The sequence below is a fragment of the Streptomyces coerulescens genome, assembly GCF_042657965.1.
Taxonomy (GTDB): Bacteria; Actinomycetota; Actinomycetes; order Streptomycetales; family Streptomycetaceae; genus Streptomyces; species Streptomyces coerulescens.
Map to the genome: position 1 here is coordinate 15,277 of NZ_JBHSKM010000004.1, position 20,113 is coordinate 35,389.

The following is a 20,113-nucleotide window of genomic DNA, read 5'->3' on the forward strand; positions in this document are numbered from 1 at the left end:
GCGGCGCGAATGCGCCCCCGATACGCTCCCCAAAAACTCCCCGCGCGCCCTCAAGTGCCATGGTAGGAGGGGCAATCACCCGCGAAAGGCGGGGTCGATTTTCGGCCAAATCAGCGTCGTAGGGACAGGCTCACGCACGCTCCGTACAAGCCCTCCGCACTACTCGCCGTGCTCGATGCGTGCGCAGTCCGGGGAACGGAGTGCGCCCCCCGGACCGTTCCGCCGCCCGCGGGGATGTAGGCGGCGGAATCCCCCAGCCCACTGGATCCAGTACAGCGGGCCGACCCACGCATGAGCCATGGAACCGCTCCCGAGTTGGCCGGAGAAGAGCGCACGGACGGGCGCACGGCCACACACCGGGGGCACGTCACAACTGTGCGTAGGGGGTGCGCACTTGAGTACGGACCACAATCCCGCCATCCGGAAGAATGCCCCTTAACGCTTGGGATGCGGCGAACTACGCTGGGTTTACGAATGCCGCGTGGTTATGCCAGCGCGGCAGCCGTCTGTGTCGAGGGGTGGCTCATGTCCAGGGAGCAACGCGGGCCGAACGAAAAGCTCGGCGCCGTTCTCGCCCTCGCGGGAATCAGCAACGCAGGACTCGCTCGGCGCGTCAACGACCTTGGCGCACAGCGGGGCCTGACTCTTCGCTACGACAAGACGTCGGTGGCACGCTGGGTGTCGAAGGGCATGGTGCCGCAGGGCGCCGCCCCGCACCTCATCGCCGCCGCGATCGGCCAGAAGCTCGGCCGCCCCGTGCCGCTCCACGAGATCGGCCTGGCGGACGCGGACCCCGCACCCGAAGTGGGCCTCGCCTTCCCCCGGGACGTCGGACAGGCGGTGAAGTCGGCGACGGAGCTCTACCGTCTCGACCTCGCCGGCCGCCGCGCGGGATCCGGCGGCATCTGGCAGTCGCTCGCCGGATCGTTCGCGGTGAGCGCATACGCAACGCCCGCCTCACGGTGGCTGATAACCCCGGCCGACAGTTCGGTCGCGCGCGAGGTGAACCCCGCCGAGGGCTCCGGCGCACCGCTCAAAGTCGGCCACAGCGATGTGCAGAAGCTGCGGGAGGCCGCCGAGGACGCCAGACGCTGGGACTCCAAGTACGGAGGCGGCGACTGGCGTTCGTCCATGGTGCCCGAGTGCTTACGAGTGGAGGCGGCACCGCTGCTGCTCGGCTCGTACTCCGACGAGGTCGGACGGGCGTTGTTCGGCGCGAGTGCCGAACTCACCCGCCTCGCCGGGTGGATGGCCTTCGACACCGGGCAGCAGGAGGCCGCACAGCGGTACTACATCCAGGCGCTGCGGCTCGCCCGCGCGGCGGCCGACGTACCGCTGGGCGGATATGTCCTTGCGTCCATGTCGCTCCAGGCGACCTACCGGGGCTTCGGCGACGAGGGCGTCGACCTCGCGCAGGCCGCGCTGGAACGCAACCGGGGGCTCGCCACGGCCCGCACCATGAGCTTCTTCCGCCTGGTCGAGGCACGCGCACACGCGCGCGCCAACGACGCGCAGGCGGCCGGCGCCGCCCTGAAGGCGGCGGAGGGCTGGCTGGAGCGCTCCCGGGAGGGCGACAACGACCCGTCCTGGCTCGGCTTCTACTCCTACGACCGCTTCGCCGCGGACGCCGCGGAGTGCTACCGGGACCTCAAGGCACCGCGACAGGTACGGCGGTTCACCGAGCAGGCCCTGTCGAAGCCGACAGAGGAGTTCGTGCGCTCGCACGGGCTGCGGCTGGTGGTGTCGGCGGTCGCCGAGCTGGAGTCCGGCAATCTCGACGCGGCGTGCGAGCAGGGCGTGCGGGCGGTGGAGGTCGCGGGGCGGATATCGTCCGCGCGCACCACCGAGTACGTGAAGGACCTGCTGCACCGTCTGGAGCCGTACGGCGACGAGCCTCGGGTGGTGGAGCTGCGGGAGCGGGCGCGGCCGCTGCTGATGGCGCCGGCCTAGGCAGCCCACCCCACACTGGGCAGGGGCCGCCCTCTCGGCCCCCGCCTGCTCACCCCCGTCCTCGACGAGAACGTCTCCCCCGCGTCTCCCCCGCGTCTCCCCCGCGTCTCCCCCGCGGCTCCCGGCATGGCACCAGCGCCGGCGGCCTTCGGCGGAACGCGGCGTTCCGTGGGTTTGGCCGCGCTGTCAGTGGCGCAAGGCATTATCGAACCCGGGAGGTGGAGCAGGTGCGGGCGATCGCTTACGACTGTGACGTGCTCGTGGTCGGCGGTGGCATCGTCGGGCTGGCCACGGCGTACGCGATCACGCGTGCGGCCCCGGGCACCCGGGTGACCGTGCTGGAGAAGGAGCCGGGACCGGCCCGGCACCAGACGGGACGCAACAGCGGGGTCATCCACAGCGGGATCTACTACCGGCCGGGGTCCCTCAAGGCGCGGTACGCGGTGCGGGGCGCCGCCGAGATGGTCAAGTTCTGCGCGGAGTACGGCATCGCGCACGCCGTCACCGGCAAGCTGATCGTCGCCACCGAGCGGGAGGAGCTGCCCCGCCTGCACGCCCTGGTGCAGCGCGGCCGGGAGAACGGCATTCCGGTCCGGGAGCTGCGGGCGGCGCAGATCGCGGAGTACGAACCGCAGGTGCGCGGCCTCGCCGCCATACACGTCGGGACGACCGGCGTGTGCGACTTCGTCGGGGTCGCCCGGCAGCTGGCCGAGGGCTCGGGGGCCGAGATCCGGTACGGCGCGCAGGTCGAGTACGTCGACCGGCGGGCGGACCTGGGAGTCGCCGTACGTACGACGGCCGGGGACGTCGTACGCGGCCGGGTCCTGGTGAACTGCGCCGGGCTGTACTGCGACGAGGTGGCCCGGATGACGGGGGACGAGCCGGAGGTGCGGATCGTGCCGTTCCGGGGGGAGTACTACTCGCTGGCCCGGCCCGAGCTGGTGCGGGGGCTGGTGTATCCGGTGCCGGATCCGGCGTTCCCGTTCCTCGGGGTGCATCTCACGCGCGGGATCGACGGAGGCGTGCACATCGGACCGAACGCGGTGCCGGCACTGGCCCGCGAGGGCTACCGCTGGGGTGTCGTACGGCCGGGCGAGGTCGCCACGACGCTGACCTGGCCGGGGACCTGGCGGATGGCGCGGAGGCACTGGCGGTACGGCGCCGGTGAGCTGCGGCGTTCGGTGTCCAGGGCGGCGTTCACGGTGGCGGTGCGCAGGCTGCTGCCCGCGGTGACGTCCGACGATCTGGTGCCCGCGGCGGCTGGTGTGCGGGCGCAGGCAGTACTGCGGGACGGCTCGCTCATGGACGACTTCCTGATCCGCGAGGGCCCCCGGGCCGTGCACGTACTGAACGCCCCGAGCCCCGCGGCGACGGCGTCCCTGCCGATCGGGCGGGAGGTGGCACGCAGGGCGCTGGCGGCGCTGGGCTCGGTGTGAACCGGGTGTGTCGCGCTCCCCGTAAAATCGACCCCACTGTGTCTGACTCCCTCAACGCCTCCGAAGCCCCCCGGCCCGCCACCCCCGCTCAGCCCGAGACCGGCGGGGAGGGTCTGCGCCATGTCCCCGGGGTCTCCGTCCGGCACACCCGGGCCAAGGGTGAGCCGCGGTTCCCGGACGGGCCCAAGGCCGATCCGGCCGGGTCGCACTTCGAGCGGCGGATCCGCAGTTTCCAGCCGCGGCGCAGCAGGGTCACCGCGGGGCAGGCGGACGCGTTGCAGCGGCTGTGGCCCAAGTGGGGACTGGACATCGACGGGCAGCGTGTCGTCGACCTGGCCGAGCTGTTCGGGAACGACAACCCCGTCGTCCTGGAGATCGGCTTCGGCATGGGCGAGGCCACCGCGCAGATGGCCGCCGGCGACCCCGGCACCAACATCCTCGCCGTCGACGTCCACACCCCGGGACAGGGCAACCTCCTCAACCTCGCCGACCACCACGGGCTCGGCAACATCCGCGTGGGCAACGGCGACGCCATCATCCTGTTGCGGGAGATGCTGGAGCCGGACGCGCTGGACGGGCTGCGCGTCTACTTCCCGGACCCCTGGCCCAAGAAGCGGCATCACAAGCGGCGGCTGATCCAGCCCGAGTTCCTCGACCTCGCCGCGACCCGGCTGCGGCCCGGCGCGCTGGTGCACTGCGCCACCGACTGGGAGCCGTACGCCGAACAGATGCTCGACGTGCTGACCGCGCATCCCGACTTCGAGAACACCGTCGCCGACGGCGGTTTCGCGCCCCGTCCCGAGTTCCGGCCGCTGACCCGTTTCGAAGGCCAGGGACTGGACAAGGGTCATGTGGTGAACGACCTGCTCTTCCGCCGCGTACAGCGGTAGGAGCAGCGGGAAGACCAGCACCGACGACCGTCCCCCCGGGGACGACGACAGCAGCATCGACAGCAACCCCTCACCGGCGCCCGAGCCCCCTCGCGCTGCTGCGGGCGGCGCCCCTGCCTCGTTAGGGTCAATGCCGTGGCCACCAGTCCCCCGTACCCGACGCAACCCACCGGTCCCACCGGCGGCACACTGCGGCACGCGCACTGGTGGCACAGGCGTTGGGTGCGCTACGGCGCGCTCAGCACCCTGCTCGCGCTGTCCGGGCTGGTCATCCTCGCGCTGGTGCGCGAGCAGACCGGCACCGAGGGGTTCCTGGTCGGACTCGGGCTCGCCGTGCTGCCGGTGCCGTTGCTGGTGGCGTCCTTCCGCTGGCTGGACCGGGTCGAGCCCGGCCCCTGGCGCAATCTGCTGTTCTCCTTCGCCTGGGGCGCCTGCGCGGCGGCGCTGATAGCGATCGTCGCCAACAGCTTCGCGACCAGATGGATAGCGACCGCGACGGCGGACCCGTCGCACGCGGACACTCTGGGCGCGACCGTGATAGCGCCCGTGGTGGAGGAGCTGGCGAAGGCGGCGGCCGTGCTGCTGGTCTTCCTCTTCCGCCGCCGGGACTTCACCGGCATCGTCGACGGCGTGGTGATAGCCGGGGTCACCGCCACCGGCTTCGCCTTCACCGAGAACATCCTCTACCTCGGTACCGCCTTCGGTACCGACCAGCTCACCGGCGACCGCGGCATCGCCTCCGTGACGGCGGCGACCTTCTTCGTCCGCGTCATCATGTCGCCCTTCGCGCACCCGCTCTTCACCGTTCTGACCGGCATCGGCTTCGGCATCGCCGCGCTGTCGGGCGAGCGCCGGCAGGTGCGCCGCGTCCTGCTCCCGCTCCTCGGCCTGCTGCTCGCGATGGGCATGCACGCCCTGTGGAACGGCTCCTCGGCCTTCGGCGAGTACGGCTTCTTCGCCGTGTACGCGACCCTCATGGTGCCCGCGTTCGGGCTGCTGACCTGGCTGGTGATCTGGACCCGTCAGCGTGAGCTGCGGACCGTGCGCGAGGAACTGCCCGCCTATGTCGTCGCCGGCTGGCTCTCGCCGGGCGAGCCGTTCGCGCTGGGTTCGATGCGGGACCGGCGGGTGGCCCGGCAGTACGCGCGCCGGCACGGCGGCCGGGCGGCGGCGCGGACCGTGGCGCAGTACGAGGCATGCGCCACGTCGCTGGCGTTCCTACGGCACCGGGGGCGCCGCGGGCGGGCCGGCGCGGACTTCGTCGTACGGGAACAGGAGTTGCTGCACGAGCTGTGGCGCCGCCGGGAGTTCGCCCGCCCGGCCCTGGAGCACGCGGCCGCCGCACAGGCCTGGCGGGGCCACGAGCACGGGTACGGGCACGTGTATGCGGCGCCGGTCCACTGGCAGTCGTACGGTCAGGCCGATGGGCGGACGTACGGCCCGACGGCGCCGTACCCCGCGTACAACCCGTACCGGATGTGATCGGTCCGCCGGGGCGCGGCAGGTGCCGAAAGGCCCTGTGCCGAAAGGTTTTGGAGACATGCCGAAACCGGCAGCCCTGACGTCGGGGGGTCGCCGTCAGGACCGCCGGGGATCAGAAGTGGATGACCGGCGAGGGGTGTCTCAGGGGTGGATGACCGGCGAGGGGTCGCTCAGGGGGTGAGGCCCTTGCCCTGGAGCCACGCCATCGGGTCGATGCCGCTGGAGCTGCCACCGGGGTGCACCTCGAGGTGCAGGTGGGCGCCGGTCACATTGCCGGTGGCGCCCACGCGGCCGATGACGTCGCCCGTGTTGACCTTCTGCCCCACGCTGACGCTGATCGAGGACTGGTGCGCGAACCAGAGCTCGGTGCCGTCGTCGAGGGTGATCTCGGTCTTGTAGCCGTAGGAGCCGTCCCAGCCGGCGAAGGTGACCTCACCGGAGTGGATCGCCTTGATCAGCGTGCCCGTGGGGGCGGCGAAGTCGAGGCCGGTGTGGTAGCCGGAGGACCAGTAGGCGCCGGCCTGACCGAACGTCGAGGTGATGGTGTACGAGGAGGTCGGCAGCGTGTACTGCTTGGCCAGCTCGGCGAGGCGCTCGGCCTCGGCCTTCTTGCGGGCCTCCTCCTCGGCGGCGGCCTTCGCGGCGGCGGCCTTGGCCTTGGCTTCCTTCTCCGCCTTGGCGGCCGCTTCGGCGGCTTCCTTCTCGGCGGCGGCGACCGCGGCCGCGGCGGCCTTGCTGTCGATCTGGTCCTGCTGGAGCTCGGCCTGCGCGATGATCCGGCTGCGCAGCGCTTCGCCGGCGTCGGAGCCGCCCTGCGCGGTCTGCTCGGTGGCCTCGCCCATGGTGCTGAGCGCGGTGGCCGTGTCCTCGGCGGGCTCGGAGGAGTCGTCGTCGGAGATCAGCGGCAGGTCGGGCATGGTGATGGCGACCGGCGGCTTGCCGCTGTTCGCGCTGGCCATGCCGCCCGCGCCGACGGCGGCTATGACGCCGACGCCGAGAACCGTGGAGCTGCGGGCGAGTCCCCCGCCACGCTGCTTGGAGACGCGGTGCCTGCCGCGCACGGGACGAATGGACTCCGCGGTGGGGTTCCACTCCTCGAACGGGCCCTCGTCGGTGCGGTAGCGGTCGTAGCCGAAGGTTTCCGTGCTGCGCTGACTCGGCACGAACGGGGCTTGCGGAGCAGGCCGGTTGGACGCCACGTGGGCGTACTCCTTTCCTTCCTTCTCGCCTACCGGGTTAGCTGACGGGTTCGGAGCAGGAAGGTCTCCTACGCGCGTATATCAACCGTGACTTCCCGGCGATATTCGCGCGATTCACCCCAGGGTGGTGGTTCCCCGGCTCCCTTGCGGGACTCGGCGCGTGCGCACGGAGCCGCCTCTTGTGACGGCTGGGACGACCGCGCTGCGTTATCGAACGTTAATAGACCCGGGGTGCGGATTCCAAGCTGTTCCTCTTGATCATTAACGATTTTCGCCTGGACTTACGGGTCACGAGCGGCCTAAATCGGGCGAGTTGGCCAGAGCTCAGCAGTCACACAGGTATTGACGGTATGTCAGTTGTTATGCGGAGGGCGGTCGACCGGTCACCCTCGGTGGCGGGGCCGGGAAGACACTGACGCCGGGGAAAACACTGACGCCCGGGAAAACACTCAGGGCCGGAACTGTTGAGTTCCGGCCCTGAGTCCTGAGTAGCGGGGACAGGATTTGAACCTGCGACCTCTGGGTTATGAGCCCAGCGAGCTACCGAGCTGCTCCACCCCGCGTCGGTGAATCCATAGTACGCCATCCGCGGGACGCGAAGCACACGGCTTTCCGTGGCGCCGCCACGGACGGGTGCTCAGGCCGGCAGGTGGGCGTTGGGCGCCTTGGCCCGCTCCGCGTATTCCGGCAGCACCAGGACGTCCACGCCACGTGCCGCCAGCATCCCGCTCCCGTCGGCCCCCGTCACGAACGTGTCCGGCTCCCGCCAGGCCGTCACCACCCGGCGGACCCCCGCGTCCAGGATCAGCCGCGCGCAGGGCACGGGCCGGGACGAGCGGTGCGTGCACGGCTCCAGGCTGCTGTACACCGTGGCGGAGGCGAGCATCGGATCCCCGGCCGCGATTTTCGCCAGCGCCGCCTCCTCCGCGTGCACGACCGGATCGCCGCCCTCCCTGGAGTACCCGCGCGCCAGCTCGGTCCCGTCGGCCGCGACGACCACCGCGCCGACACTGAAGGCCGTCTCCGACGGCGGGCACCGCTCCGCCAGCTCGCACGCCAGCGCCAGCCAGTGCCGGTCCGCGGCGGCGGGGAGGGTACCGGTGCCGGGCGCCGTCGGCGCGTAGCGCATCAGGACGACGTCCTCGATGCGGCGCGACTCCAGCAGCCGCAGCCGGCCGCCCTGATAGCCGCCGGGACCGAACAGCCGCGGCGCCTCGGGGTCGCCCACGAACAGCGGGGCCACCACCAGCTGCAGCTCGTCCGCCAGCCCCTGTGTCATCAGCTGTGTGTGAATGGTGCCGCCGCCCTCGACCATCAGCCGCTCAACGCCGCGCACCTCGCGCAGATGCGCCAGCAGGGCCCGCCAGTCCAGCTCCGGCCCCAGCGCGACGACGTCCGCCGCGACCGGCGTCCGGCGCAGCCGCTCCGCGCCCTTCTCCGTCGTGTAGACGACCTTCTCGCCGCCGGTGTGCCAGAAGTTGGCCGCAGGGTCCAGCTCGCCGGACGCGCTGACCGTGACCTTCAGCGGGTACTCCGGCTTGCCCGCAGCCGTCCGCGCAGCCCGCCGCTCGGCCGAGTTCACCAGCAGCCGCGGGTTGTCCGCCCGGATCGTGCCGGCGCCGATCAGGATGGCGTCCACGGACGCGCGGACCTCGTCGACCCGGTCGAAGTCGGCCGGCCCGGACAGCAGCAGGCGCTCTGGGGTGGTGTCGTCGAGGTAGCCGTCCAGGGAGACGGCGGCGGACAGCAGGACGTAGGGGTACGACGGCATCGGCGCAGTTCTCCGGCTCGGCGGACTCGATCTTGGTTCAAGTTTGAAACAAACCTACACTGGTGGCATGACGACTCGCTGGCTCACCCCCGAGGAGCAGCGCGCCTGGCGCGCGTACATCGGTGCCGTCCACCTCATGGAGGACGCCATGGACCGGCAGCTCCAGCAGGAGGCCGGCATGCCGCACATGTACTACTCCATCCTGTCCACCCTGTCCGAGTCCCCGGAACAGCGGCTTCGGATGACCGATCTCGCGGAACGGCTGAAGATCACCCGCAGCCGGCTGACCTACGCCGTCACCCGGCTGGAGAAGGACGGCCTGGTGCGGCGCGAGAACTGCCGCTGGGACAAGCGGGGCAGCATCGCGGCGCTCACCGACGAGGGCATGACGGTCCTGGAGGGCGCGGCGCCGGGCCATGTCGAGACCGTGCGCTCGGTGCTCTTCGACCGGTTGAGCCCGGAGCAGGTCGGGCAGCTGGAGGAGATCTTCACGCAGGTCACCGAGGGCTTCCAGGGCGACACGGCGACGGCCACCGGGGACGACGTGCCCTGGCGGCGACGTTCGGCCAAGCCCTGCTCGTGACCGGAGACCCGGAGGCCGGGAGACCCAGAGACCTGGAGCCCGTAGGACAATTTCTGTTGATTCAAATTTAAAGCATGGGGTAGGGTCCGGAACCGAGGTCCTGCTTCAAATCTGAAGCAGACCCTCCACGATCCTCGTACGGAACCCGGAGAACCCGCATGCCCGACTTCACCGCCGCCACCCAGCGCGCCCGTGTCCGGGTCCCGCTGCGCTTTCAGGACGGCTACCGCGTCGACGCCGAGCTCGTCACCTTCCACGGCCTGACCGACGGCCTGGAGCACGTGGCCGTCGTCATCGGTGACCCGGCCCCCGGCACCACCCCGCTGGTCCGCCTGCACTCCGAGTGCCTGACCGGCGACGTCTTCGGCTCGGCGCGCTGCGACTGCGGCCCTCAGCTGCGCGAGGCCGTCGAGCGCATCGAGCAGCGCGGCGGCGTCCTGCTGTACCTGCGCCAGGAGGGCCGCGGCATCGGGCTCTACAACAAGCTCGACGCGTACGCCCTCCAGGACCAGGGCCTGGACACCTACGCGGCGAACGCGGCCCTGGGCCTGCCCGAGGACGCCCGTGACTACACGGCCGCCGCCCAGATGCTCACCGCCCTCGGCATCGGCGAGCTGGACCTGCTCTCCAACAACCCCGACAAGGCGGAACAGTTGCGCGCCCTCGGCATCGAGGTACGGGACCGGGTCCCCACCGGCGTCTTCGCCACCCCGGACAATGTCCGCTACCTGCGCGCGAAGGTCCTCCAGACCCAGCACACCCTGCCGCTGGGCGACCTGGCAGAACTCAGCACCGGCTGAGCGCACCGGTAGACGTCCGCTTCCCACGGCCGCCCTGTCCAGGGTGTCCGCAGAGGCATAGAATCGTCGCAAAAGTACCGGATTGAGGTGTCGTGGACATGAATCATCCCCACAACCTCGTCGGGCCGCTGGAGCATGTGACCGCCTCCTACACTTCCGCGCCGCCCCGACCGGCGCACAAAGTGACCGCCACGCACACGGCCGACCAGCTCGCCGCGTGGGTCGCCTTCAGCCTGGATGAGCCATCCGCCCTCAAGACCCTGCAGGACGCGGCCGAGGAACTGCGAGACGTCCCCGAACTGGCCGCCGTGCTCCCACGGGTCGCCGGAGCGGCCATGGCGCTGGTGGACGCCGAATTCGGAAACATCCAGTTCCTGGACCCTCGCGACGACTCACTGGTCCTGGTCACCCAGTCCGGCTTCGGCCACGAGTTCCTCGACCACTTCGCGGTGGTCCGGGACCACCACTCCGTCTGCGGACGGGCCGCCCGGCAAGGCACGCAGGCGGTCACGGCCGACGTCCGCGACGACCAGGCCTTCACACCGCACCAGGAGATCTTCCGTATCTCCGGGGTGCGCTCGGTCCAGTCCACGCCGCTGGTCGATCACGCCGGGCGGCTGATGGGAATGATCTCGACCCACACGTCACAGCCCGGCCGGCCGTCCGACCAGGACCTCCGGATCATGGAGCTCTACGGGCAACTGGCAGGGGAAGTCATCGCACGACACCTGGTCGGCCCCGGCGCCGACGATCATCCGGCCGGCCTCCCCCACAACGGCACCACCCTCGATCAGCGCCTGCCGCTTCTCGGGCGGACCGGATCCACGAACGGCTCGACCCAGTGGGTGTACCGGGTCGACGAGTCGTACGGCTCCGCCGGGTGCCGCACCTACGGTGTCCACCCCGACCAGTGGCGCGGAAGGATCACCACGGACAGCCCCGACCACGACGCCGAATACGCCGCGACCCTGGTCGCCCGCGATCTGAGGGCCGAGTGGAACATCCACCGCCCCGGCTCCGCGAGGCCCGTCCACATACACGTCTGGCGCGGTTGGGAAGGCACCCACCGGGACGCGGCCTTCACCTTGGAAATCCAGCCCGACCTCGATGGGCGGCGACACCGGGCGGTCGACTCCGCGTAGAGGCCGTTCCGACCTCGCTGTCCTACTGCACCCCCTGTGCTTGTGTCGGCATTCGACCAGTTCGGGCTCGGGAGTAAAGGTAGTGTCTCCTGGCTGCGAGGCTGTCACGGGGAGTGTGGAGTGCGGGCACGCATAGGGATGGTGGCGCTCGTCATTGCGAGCCTCGTGCTGGCCGCCCTGTTGTCGCTGGCCGCCAACGCGGCCACCGCAGAGCAACGCTGGCCTGGCCCCTTGGACAGTCTGCGTCAGCAATCGTGGCCGTCGGTCGCCGTGTTGGTGGTGCTGTCCGTAGCGGTCGCCGGCGTCATGACATGGAAGCAGGGACGCCCCTCCGCCGGCCGCGACGACCCTCCGCCTCCACAACCGGCGGAGGTACCCGGTTGGTTCGTGGCCCGCTCGGAGACCCTCGACGCGGTGGCGGCGGTATGCCGTGGTCGTCGCGCAGTGGGAATCACCACGTCACTGTGGGGCGCCGGAGGATTCGGCAAGACGGCTCTGGCGACCGCGGTATGCGCGCACAAGCGAGTTCGACGGCGCTTTCGCTCCCGTATCTACACCGTCACCATCGGCCGGGATGTCCGCGGCCGAGCGGCGGTGGCGGCCAAGATCGCGGAGGTGACCCTGTTCATCACAGGGGACAGTACCGAGTTCGACGATCCGAATCTGGCCGGCGACCACCTGGGCCGCCTGCTCGATCAGCGGCCTCGTATTCTCCTGGTGCTCGACGATGTCTGGGAGGACGAGCAGTTGACCCCGTTCCTGCGCGGTGGTCGTCGCTGCGTCCGTCTGGTCACCACCCGCAATCCCAACCTGCTGCCGCACGGCGCCCGACCGATCAAGGTCGACGAGATGTCTCCCGACCAGGCCCGCGCGGTGCTGGCCTGGCAACTGCCGCCACTTCCCGCGGACATCATCGACGCGCTCCTGGAGACCACAGGCCGGTGGGCCCTCCTGCTGCACCTGACCAACCGGCTGATCGCCGAGCAGACGGCGACGGGCGCTGCCCCCGCAGCCGCCGCGACCCAGATCTTGCAGCAGTTACGCGTGTTGGGGCCCACCGCGGTGGACGAACCGGCAGGAGCCTGGGACCTGGACGACCCCCAGCGTCGCAGCCAAGCCGTCCAGGCATCGATCGAGGCGGCGATCACGCTGCTGCCCCCGGACGGTGCGGCCCGTTTCGCCGAACTCGCCGTCTTCGCTGAGGATGAGGCCATCCCGCTCGTCCTGGTCGCACTTCTGTGGCGTGAGACAGGTGGACTCACCGAAGGACAGTCACGCGCTCTGTGCCGCGCCATGGAACGCCTGTCCTTGCTGATGCTGAAACCTGATGAAGGCGGCCGCATCCGCCTGCACGACGTCATCCGTGACTACTTGCGCGGCCGTCTCGGCGCAGCTCCACTCACTGCCCTGCATGCGCGTCTGGTGAGCGCAGTCGCCGCGACACTGCCCGCCGCCGTGCCACTTGCGCCGACTGCCGCCGATCCCGGAAGCGCCTGGTGGCGCCTTCAAGAGGGCTACCTGCTCGACCACCTCATAGAGCACTTGCTCGCGGCGAACCTCACCGCCCGGGCGGAAGCCGTGGCAGGCGATCTACGCTGGGTCGAAACCCGGCTGACGCAGCGCGGACCCACCGCGCCTTGGAGTGATCTCACCCTCATCGACACTCCTCGGGCCCGTGCGGCAGCGCTCAGCCTCGCCCAGGCGGCCCACCTCCTCATGCCCACGGATCCCGCGCGGGCGCTGGCCGGTGTCCTCTACAGCCGCCTCCAGCCCACCCAATTCTGGGGCGATCAGGTCACCGCACGTGCGCGTGATGCTTCCCGGCATCCGCTCCTGACCAATCGATGGACTCCACCCGATCACCCCTCCGCGGTCGTCCAGCGCGCCTTCTCCGGCTACGGCAGGGCCTTCTGGCTGCTGACCGTCCTGCCGGACGGGGCGCGGCTGGCCACCGGTGGTTACAACGGATCGGTGCGCATCTGGGACGCGGCCTCAAGAACCCGTACCGCCACGCTCACCGGTCACACCCGGCAACTGCGGTCGGTCGCGGTCACGCCTGACGGAACACGGCTCGCCACCACCGGTGATGACCGCACGGCGCGCATCTGGGACTTGACGTCCGGAACCTGCGTCGCGGTGCTTGCCGGCCACACCAGGGCAGTGCATTCAGTGGCGATCACGACGGATGGGGCGCTGCTCGCCACCGCCAGTCACGACGGATCGGTGCGGATGTGGGACGTGGCGTCCCGGACGTGCACCGCCGTCCTCACCGACCCCACCGATCCGGTCCATCTGATGGCCATCGCACCGGATGGCACGTGGTTGGCGACTTCCAGCAAGGACCGCTCCTTGCGGATATGGGACTCGGCGTCGGGCTCACGCCTTCCCGGCCTGGCAGGTCACACCAAGCGTCTGACGGCGGCAGCTGTGGCACCTGACGGATCCTGGCTCGCCACCGCGTCCGAGGACCGCTCCGTGCGGCTCTGGGATCTGGCGTCCAGGGCCTGCCGTGCCACCCTGACCGGCCACACCGAGCGTGTGACGGCGGTGGCTGTCGCACCGGACGGAGCGTGGCTCGCCACGGTCGGCCGTGACCGCACCGTGCGGATCTGGGACGCCGCCGGGCACCACACCGTGGCCCTGGTGCGCACCGAAGGGCCCCTGACCGCGTGTTCATGGGGGCCGGACAGCCGAACTCTCGCGGCGGTGGGCCGCCATGGCGTGTACCTGTTCGAGCTGCTCGTCTGACACGCTCGCCCGCGCCAATCCCCTGGTGCTCACCACGATGGGCGTCGCTGCCGTGTCGCACGGGGCCACCGCGCTGTACGACGTGTCAGCCGTACGGCGAAGAGCTGCGGCGGTGCCTGCGGGCCCATGCTTCGGGTGACCTCCCCGGGGAACTCGGTTGCTCCGAACGAACTCCGACGCGAGCGGGGTGCCCGCAGATGTCCAACCCACAGCAACCAGAACAGCGCCGCAGTGACAAGGGCGGTGCGACACCGCAGGACAGCGCCGAACTCAAGGCCCGGCAGGCCCAGGAGAAGGGCGGCCGTGCCCACGGCACCGACAAGGGTGACAAGGGCGGCGGCGAAGGCGGAGGGGTACCGCCGGACCAGCAGACCGAGCACCCGTGAGCCGAGCCGCCCTGCTGCCCATCGCTTCGTGGTGAGGTCCGAGGAAGGCGCCGCACCACAGTCCGTATGAGAAAGGAGAGGCGTCATGCCGGCCGGATCGAGCTCCAAGCGTGAGCGCCAGTACGAACACATCAAGAAGAGTGCCGAGGACCGCGGTGAATCGACAAAGCGGGCGAAGGAGATCGCCTCGCGGACGGTGAACAAGGAGCGGGCCAGGTCGGGCGAGTCGAAGTCAGCGAGTAAATCCTCGACCCGCGACCGGAAGTCGGCGTCCCAACGGGGCGGGCAGCGCTCGCACAGCGGCTCTGAGGGCCCGACCAAGGATCAGCTGTACAACGAGGCCAAGAAACGGAACATCCAAGGACGCTCCTCGATGACCAAGAAGCAGTTGGAGAACGCTCTCGGCCGCTGACGCGCGGGTGTCACGTCTGCCGGCCCGGTCCGGGTGGGGGCGCAGGGCGGCCATTTCGGACGCCGGGGGCAGGGTCCGCCGTGTCGAAGAAATGGAGCGGCCCCCGGCATCCGTCGGTGCGGCTAACGGATGAGCCGCCGGGCCATCGCGCGGTTGCAGCCGGGCAGCCTCGGCGAGGTTCACCCACCGCTCACCCAGTGGCTCGAAAGCGAAGCAGCGCCCGACTCGACCGAAGCCGACTCAGGCGCTGCGTAGCAGGTCAGAAGGGGTTTCCCCTCCCCCGCACCGGTAGGCCCTGTGGGACTCGAACCCACAACCAATGGATTAAAAGTCCACTGCTCTGCCAATTGAGCTAAGGGCCCGGACGATGTTGCCTCCCCGAGCATAGCCCGACGTGGCCGTGTCTCCGATCGGGTATTGGGGTCACGGCCGCGTCGGCGGTGGCACGGGGTGTCGGAATGAGCCCTCGCGCACCGAAGTGCTACGGATCCACCAGTTCGGGCTCCCCCACCCGACCCGCCGCCCGCGCGATGTTCCGCTCGTGCTCGGGGTTGAGGAACCAGTGCCGGGCCGAGGCCAGCCACCAGGCCGAGGCGAAGCCGAGGACGACCAGGACGGCGATCGGGGCGTAGTTGAAGGTCTCCCAGGTCACCGGCGAGACCTGCGGCAGCATGAACAGCACCGTGATCACGCCGACCCAGGCCACCGCCACCACCCCCACGAGCCCGGACCAGCGGCCCAGATGCCACGGCCCCCGCTCGAACGCGTCCCCCTTGCGCACCCGCAGCAGCGTCGGGATGACGTAGGCGATGTACAGGCCGATGACCGCGATCGACGTCACCGCCGCGTACGCCGTCACATTGATCAGATACGGCAGGCCGAGCACCAGCGCCCCGCCCGCCGCCAGCCACACCGCCGCGACCGGTGTCCGGGTGCGCGGGCTGACGGTGTGCCAGAGGTGCGAGAAGGGCAGGGCGCCGTCGCGTGAAAAGGCGTAGATCATACGGCTGTTGGCCGTCACGGACGCCATCCCGCAGAACAGCTGGGCCCCGACGACGACCAGCAGGAGCAGCTTGCCCGCCGTCGCGCCGAGTGCGTCGAGCAGGATCTGCGCGGGCGGCGCGCCCGTCGGGGAGGTGCGGGCGCCCTCGTACGACTGGATCGCGAAGGTGAAGCCCAGCAGCAGCACGAAACCCGCTATCCACGACGTCCAGATCGACCGCACGATGCCCTTCGGGCCGGCCGTGGACGCGTCGTGCGTCTCCTCCGTCATGTGGGCCGAGGCGTCGTAGCCGGTGAAGGTGTACTGGGCCATCAGAAGCCCCAGCAGGACCACGTAGACCCCGCTGCCCCAGCCCGTGTTGTTCACGAACTCGCCGAAGACGAAGGACGCGGACTGGTGCCGGTCCGGCACGAAGGCCAGCGCTCCGACGATCACCGCGACGCCGAGCACATGCCACCACACGCTGATGCTGTTGAGCAGCGCGACGATCCGCACGCCGAAGGTGTTGAGGAGGCCGTGCAGCACCAGGATCCCCGCGAAGAGCAGGATCGTGCGGCCCGGTGTCACCTCGAAGCCGAACTGGAGATTCAGATAGGCGCCGAGGAAGGACGCCGCCCCGAAGTCGATGCCGGCGGTGACGGCCACCTGGCCCAGCACGTTGAACCAGCCCGTGAACCACGCCCACGCGGCGGCCGTGCGCGGCGGGGCCAGCCGGTGCGCCCAGAAGTACAGCCCGGCGGAGGTCGGGTACGCCGAGCAGATCTCGGCCATCGACAGCCCCACGAACAGCGTCATCAGGCCGACCGCCACCCAGCCCCAGGTGATCACCGCCGGGCCGCCGGTGTTCATCCCGAACAGATACAGCGTCAGGCAGCCCGACAGGACCGAGATGATGGTGAAGGAGACCGCGTAGTTGGAGAACGCCGACATGCGGCGGGCGAGAACCTGCGTGTAGCCGAGCTGGGCCAGCCGTTCTTCGTCGGAGAGCCCCGCATCCGAGAGCTTTCCGTCCGACAGCCCACTCGCTATGGCGTCATCTGTCATGTCCCCAGCGATTCCCTCACCGGGGACGTGACATGCGTCACAACATGGCTAAAAGATGCCCTTGTAGCCCTGCCACCCGCTCGCGATCTTCACCCGGGATCCGAACGACCCCTTGCCGTCACCGCTGTTGCGCCACACAGCGCCGCCGCCGTCCCGCGAGACGAGGTCGGCCCTGCCGTCCCCGGTGATGTCCCCGGTACCGACGATGACGTTGTAGCCCGTGCCCCAGTTCGCGAAGACCTTCACCCGGTCCTTCAACAGCCCGTTGCCGAGGCCGTTGTAGCGCCACAGCGTCCCGGCCCTGTCGCGGGCGAGAACGTCCCCGTGACCGTCGCCGTTCAGGTCCCCGGCGCCCACGATCTTCGTGTAACCGGTCCACGCCGAACGGATCTTCTTCCCCGCAGCGAGCGTCCCGTCGCTCTTCGCCGCGAAAAGGTACACATCCCCCGTCGACGCCTTGCGCGCCACCAGATCGGGCCGCCCGTCGCGGGTCAGATCACCGGGCGAGGTGAGCACGTCGTAGGCGTTCCAGCCGGTACCGAGCTTGGTGTACGGCATCGAAGTCGTCGGCGCCAGACCGCACTTGACCCGATAGCCGCGCAGCGAACCGTCGCTCATCCGCACCAGCACGTCATTGCACCGGTCGCCGTCCAGGTCCCCGAACGGCACAGCGACCGCCTTGGTCGACCAGCCGCTGCCCGAGACCTTCCCGGAGAAGGTGCCCGTGCCGGTGCCCTGCTGGAAGGTCAGCGCGCCGGAGGAGTTGAGGGTGAGCAGGTCGCCGACGCCGTCCGGCCGGCCCGCCGCGCCGACGTGGTCCCGGCGGACCGCATCGCCCCTCACGAGCCGGACGGTGCCGCGCACCTGGAGCGGGGCGCCGACGCCGTCAGCCGGGGTGACGGTCAGGGTCCAGTCGTAGGAGCCGTTCGGCACGAAGGCGTCCCCGGTCCTCGTGGGGTCGGCGCCGTGCCAACCGACGGCCAACTCGCCGCGCGCCGCCGTTCCGTCCACACCGTCGGTGTAGACCTTGCCGGTCGCGCGGTTGCGCACGGTCAGGTCCCAGCCGGAGGAGGGCTTGGAAAGCAGCACGGTGGTGAGGGTGTCCGGCACGGTGTCGCTCGTGCGGGCCATGACGGTCGCGGTGTTCTGCGCGGGACCCAGCAGACGGAGCGGCTGCTGCGCGACCCCGGACGGGACGAGATGCACCCTCTCCTGGTCGTCCACGTAGGCCGCGTTCGCGCCGGCCTCGTCGACCGTCCAGCGCACGTCCCGCTGCGAGAAGACCCCGGTGTCGGGCAGATCGCCGATGACCCGGCTCGCGGCCCTCCCGTCGGCGACCGTGGTGAGCGTCAGCTTCCCCGCCTGCCGGTCGTGCGTGACGACGAACCCGTCCCCGAGCTTGGCCTCACCCGTCGGCACGGCCACGGACCTCTTCGCCGTACGGTCGTGGACCCCGGCCTTGTCACCACCGCACGTCCAGTACAAGTACCGCCCGAGCGCCTGGAGTTCGGTCGGTGCGCAGCCCGAGTCGAGCGCCACCGTCTCGGTGGTCCTCTTCGTCGTCAGGTTGTACGCGGTGACCGTGCCGGGATTCGCGCCCGCCGTCCACAGGGTGTCGCCGGACAGGGCCGCGGGGCCCCGCGTGGCGTACGGCTCCGCCTGGTCACCGATCTTGTAGACGTACCTGTTGCTGGGCGTCGCGTAGAGGACGTACCGCCCCGACACATCGAGGATGCGGCCGTCGATGGGCACACTCCGCTGCCACAGGCCGGCACCGGTAGGGCCGTTGACGCGCAGCAGGTCGGTCTCAGAGCCGTATTCCATCCAGGCGATCCGCCCGTCGGCCGTACCGAAGATCTGGGAGCAGGCCACGTCGGTCGCCGGGCAGGGGGCGATCACCCCGGCGGAGGTCGGCGTGAACTCGGAGCGCTCGCCGAAGGTGGGGGCGCCGGTGGCGGCGACGGTCCGCAGATAGTCGTTGCGCTGCGTGCTGCCGCCGGTGTCGGTGACGACCAGACGGCCCTGCTCCAGGGAGATGCCCTGGATCGGCGCCGGCGGCCTGGGGAGCGCCTTGACCTGCGTGACGACCGGCTTGCCGGACTCGTCGGCGTGGATGCGCTGGATGCCCCAGTCGTCGGCGGCGGCGGTACGGCCGATGGCGACGGCGGCACCGTCCGACACGGCCGTGACCTCACTGCGCGACGAGGTGAGCAGGGTCACCTCTGCACCGCCCGCGATCGGCTTGGCCGTGATCTGGACGCTGCCGGTCGGCTGGTGTACGAGCCAGTCGCCGACGACGGCCAGGTCGTCGACGTAGTTGGCGCTGGGGCTTCCGGCGAGACCCACCTCCACCGGGGCGGCCGAAAGGTCGGCGCGGGGCACCACCAGCACCTTGGTGTTCAACGCCCTGCTGTAGACGGCGACATGGTCCGGCGAGAGCTTGACGTAGCCATAGGCCAGGGAGGGCAGCGGCTGGGTCCAGTTCTGCACGCGGCCCGTGGCGCGGTCGACGGCGACCAGGCGGGCTGTGCCGTCGAGCGTCGCGTTGAAGATCAGGCCCTTGGCATCGGCGCCACGCGGCTGCCCCAGCGTCATGCCCGTCGGCGCCCCGCCGACCTGCGTGTCGGCGACGGCGCCGTCCTCGCGTACGTCCAGGAGGTGGACGACCCGCGTGACCGTGCCGTCGGCGTTCGTGACGTTGGCGGCGGTGACGACCGTGCTGCCGTAGATGGTCAGCACGGTGTGGCCCGTGGGCAGCTGGAAGGTGCGAGTGCTGCCGTCCGCCGCGTTCCAGAAGTCGATCCGGCCGTCCGAAGTACGGTAGGCGAGGACATCGGTGCCCGTGCCCGACATACTCGCCGAGCCGGTCGGTATCGGTGCCTCGAAGGTCCTGCCATCGGCGTACTGCGTCCACAGCAGCCGGGAGCTGCCCTCCAGCCGGTGGAAGACACCCTCGGCGCCGGCCCCGTTCGCACCGGTCGTGGTGTCGGCGAAGTGGAGCGCCGCCCCCAGATTGGTGGTCCGCAAGGTCGACGGTACGACCGTCTCCTGGGGCACCTCCGCCGCCGACGCGACCGGCAGCAGGGGGCTCAGCCCACCCGCGAGCGCGGCGGACGCGGCCACGGCGACGGCCGCGCGTCTCGCTCTCCAACGACGTACGAAGACATGGCGGGCCAAGGCGGTCCTCCCCTGAACACGGGAGAGGGAGCGGCGCACTGTTCTCAGATGCCCCCGGCCCCCAGGCCGTCGCATCCCCCTCATAAGTCG

Annotated in this window: 14 protein-coding genes, 2 tRNA genes and 1 riboswitch; of the genes, 10 read left to right on the forward strand and 6 right to left on the reverse strand. The window is 70.5% G+C overall.

What is annotated here, in order from left to right; translation table 11 throughout:
- Positions 1 to 525 precede the first annotated feature (525 nt).
- The 4 genes from ACFPQ9_RS08410 (at position 526) to ACFPQ9_RS08425 (ending at position 5,758) form a co-directional block, all read left to right on the forward strand.
- Positions 526 to 1,950: an MFS transporter gene (locus ACFPQ9_RS08410; RefSeq protein ID WP_380849141.1), complete on the forward strand. Its 1,425-nt coding sequence runs from the start codon at positions 526 to 528 to the stop codon at positions 1,948 to 1,950.
- Between the two features lie 227 nt (positions 1,951 to 2,177).
- Complete coding sequence (lhgO, locus tag ACFPQ9_RS08415; RefSeq protein ID WP_380849144.1) at positions 2,178 to 3,386, forward strand: L-2-hydroxyglutarate oxidase; 1,209 nt, start codon at positions 2,178 to 2,180, stop codon at positions 3,384 to 3,386.
- 38 nt (positions 3,387 to 3,424) lie between these two features.
- Positions 3,425 to 4,276: a tRNA (guanosine(46)-N7)-methyltransferase TrmB gene (gene trmB / locus ACFPQ9_RS08420; RefSeq protein WP_380849147.1), complete on the forward strand. Its 852-nt coding sequence runs from the start codon at positions 3,425 to 3,427 to the stop codon at positions 4,274 to 4,276.
- A gap of 135 nt (positions 4,277 to 4,411) precedes the next feature.
- Complete coding sequence (locus ACFPQ9_RS08425; RefSeq protein WP_380849150.1) at positions 4,412 to 5,758, forward strand: PrsW family intramembrane metalloprotease; 1,347 nt, start codon at positions 4,412 to 4,414, stop codon at positions 5,756 to 5,758.
- A gap of 170 nt (positions 5,759 to 5,928) precedes the next feature.
- Here the strand turns inward: ACFPQ9_RS08425 and ACFPQ9_RS08430 are convergent, their stop codons facing one another.
- The 3 genes from ACFPQ9_RS08430 to ACFPQ9_RS08440 all read right to left on the reverse strand — a co-directional run bounded on the left by ACFPQ9_RS08430 (position 5,929) and on the right by ACFPQ9_RS08440 (position 8,728).
- A complete protein-coding gene (locus ACFPQ9_RS08430) occupies positions 5,929 to 6,957 on the reverse strand; it encodes a M23 family metallopeptidase (protein ID WP_380849153.1) in 1,029 nt (342 codons plus the stop codon).
- A gap of 11 nt (positions 6,958 to 6,968) precedes the next feature.
- A riboswitch (cyclic di-AMP (ydaO/yuaA leader) is annotated at positions 6,969 to 7,126 on the reverse strand.
- Between the two features lie 320 nt (positions 7,127 to 7,446).
- Positions 7,447 to 7,520: transfer RNA gene (locus ACFPQ9_RS08435), tRNA-Met, on the reverse strand.
- Between the two features lie 74 nt (positions 7,521 to 7,594).
- A complete protein-coding gene (locus ACFPQ9_RS08440; RefSeq protein WP_380849156.1) occupies positions 7,595 to 8,728 on the reverse strand; it encodes a dihydrofolate reductase family protein in 1,134 nt (377 codons plus the stop codon).
- 67 nt (positions 8,729 to 8,795) lie between these two features.
- Here ACFPQ9_RS08440 and ACFPQ9_RS08445 point away from each other — a divergent pair, with 67 nt between their 5' ends.
- From ACFPQ9_RS08445 to ACFPQ9_RS08470, 6 genes are all read left to right on the forward strand, one after another.
- Complete coding sequence (locus ACFPQ9_RS08445) at positions 8,796 to 9,311, forward strand: MarR family winged helix-turn-helix transcriptional regulator (protein WP_380849159.1); 516 nt, start codon at positions 8,796 to 8,798, stop codon at positions 9,309 to 9,311.
- Between the two features lie 158 nt (positions 9,312 to 9,469).
- Positions 9,470 to 10,111 carry a GTP cyclohydrolase II gene (locus ACFPQ9_RS08450; RefSeq protein WP_380849162.1) on the forward strand — a complete coding sequence of 214 codons (642 nt, stop codon included), beginning with the start codon at positions 9,470 to 9,472 and terminating at the stop codon, positions 10,109 to 10,111.
- 98 nt (positions 10,112 to 10,209) lie between these two features.
- On the forward strand, positions 10,210 to 11,253 hold the full coding sequence (locus tag ACFPQ9_RS08455; RefSeq protein ID WP_380849165.1) for a GAF domain-containing protein: 1,044 nt from the start codon (positions 10,210 to 10,212) through the stop codon (positions 11,251 to 11,253).
- 120 nt (positions 11,254 to 11,373) lie between these two features.
- Positions 11,374 to 14,001, forward strand: coding sequence for an NB-ARC domain-containing protein (locus tag ACFPQ9_RS08460; protein WP_380849168.1), 2,628 nt, complete (start codon positions 11,374 to 11,376; stop codon positions 13,999 to 14,001).
- Between the two features lie 197 nt (positions 14,002 to 14,198).
- Entirely contained in the window at positions 14,199 to 14,387 is a 189-nt protein-coding gene (locus ACFPQ9_RS08465; protein WP_380849171.1) for a hypothetical protein, read from the forward strand.
- An 85-nt stretch (positions 14,388 to 14,472) separates the two neighbouring features.
- Positions 14,473 to 14,799 (forward strand): plasmid stabilization protein, encoded by a 327-nt coding sequence (locus tag ACFPQ9_RS08470; RefSeq protein ID WP_380849174.1) that lies wholly within the window; start codon positions 14,473 to 14,475, stop codon positions 14,797 to 14,799.
- Positions 14,800 to 15,088: 289 nt separating this feature from the next.
- Here the strand turns inward: ACFPQ9_RS08470 and ACFPQ9_RS08475 are convergent.
- From ACFPQ9_RS08475 to ACFPQ9_RS08485, 3 genes are all read right to left on the reverse strand, one after another.
- Positions 15,089 to 15,161 (reverse strand) — tRNA-Lys (locus tag ACFPQ9_RS08475).
- 119 nt (positions 15,162 to 15,280) lie between these two features.
- Entirely contained in the window at positions 15,281 to 16,846 is a 1,566-nt protein-coding gene (locus ACFPQ9_RS08480; RefSeq protein ID WP_380849177.1) for an amino acid permease, read from the reverse strand.
- A 48-nt stretch (positions 16,847 to 16,894) separates the two neighbouring features.
- The gene (locus ACFPQ9_RS08485; RefSeq protein ID WP_380849180.1) at positions 16,895 to 20,023 is read right to left on the reverse strand and encodes an FG-GAP repeat domain-containing protein; all 3,129 of its coding nucleotides are present in this window, start codon (positions 20,021 to 20,023) and stop codon (positions 16,895 to 16,897) included.
- Positions 20,024 to 20,113 lie beyond the last annotated feature (90 nt).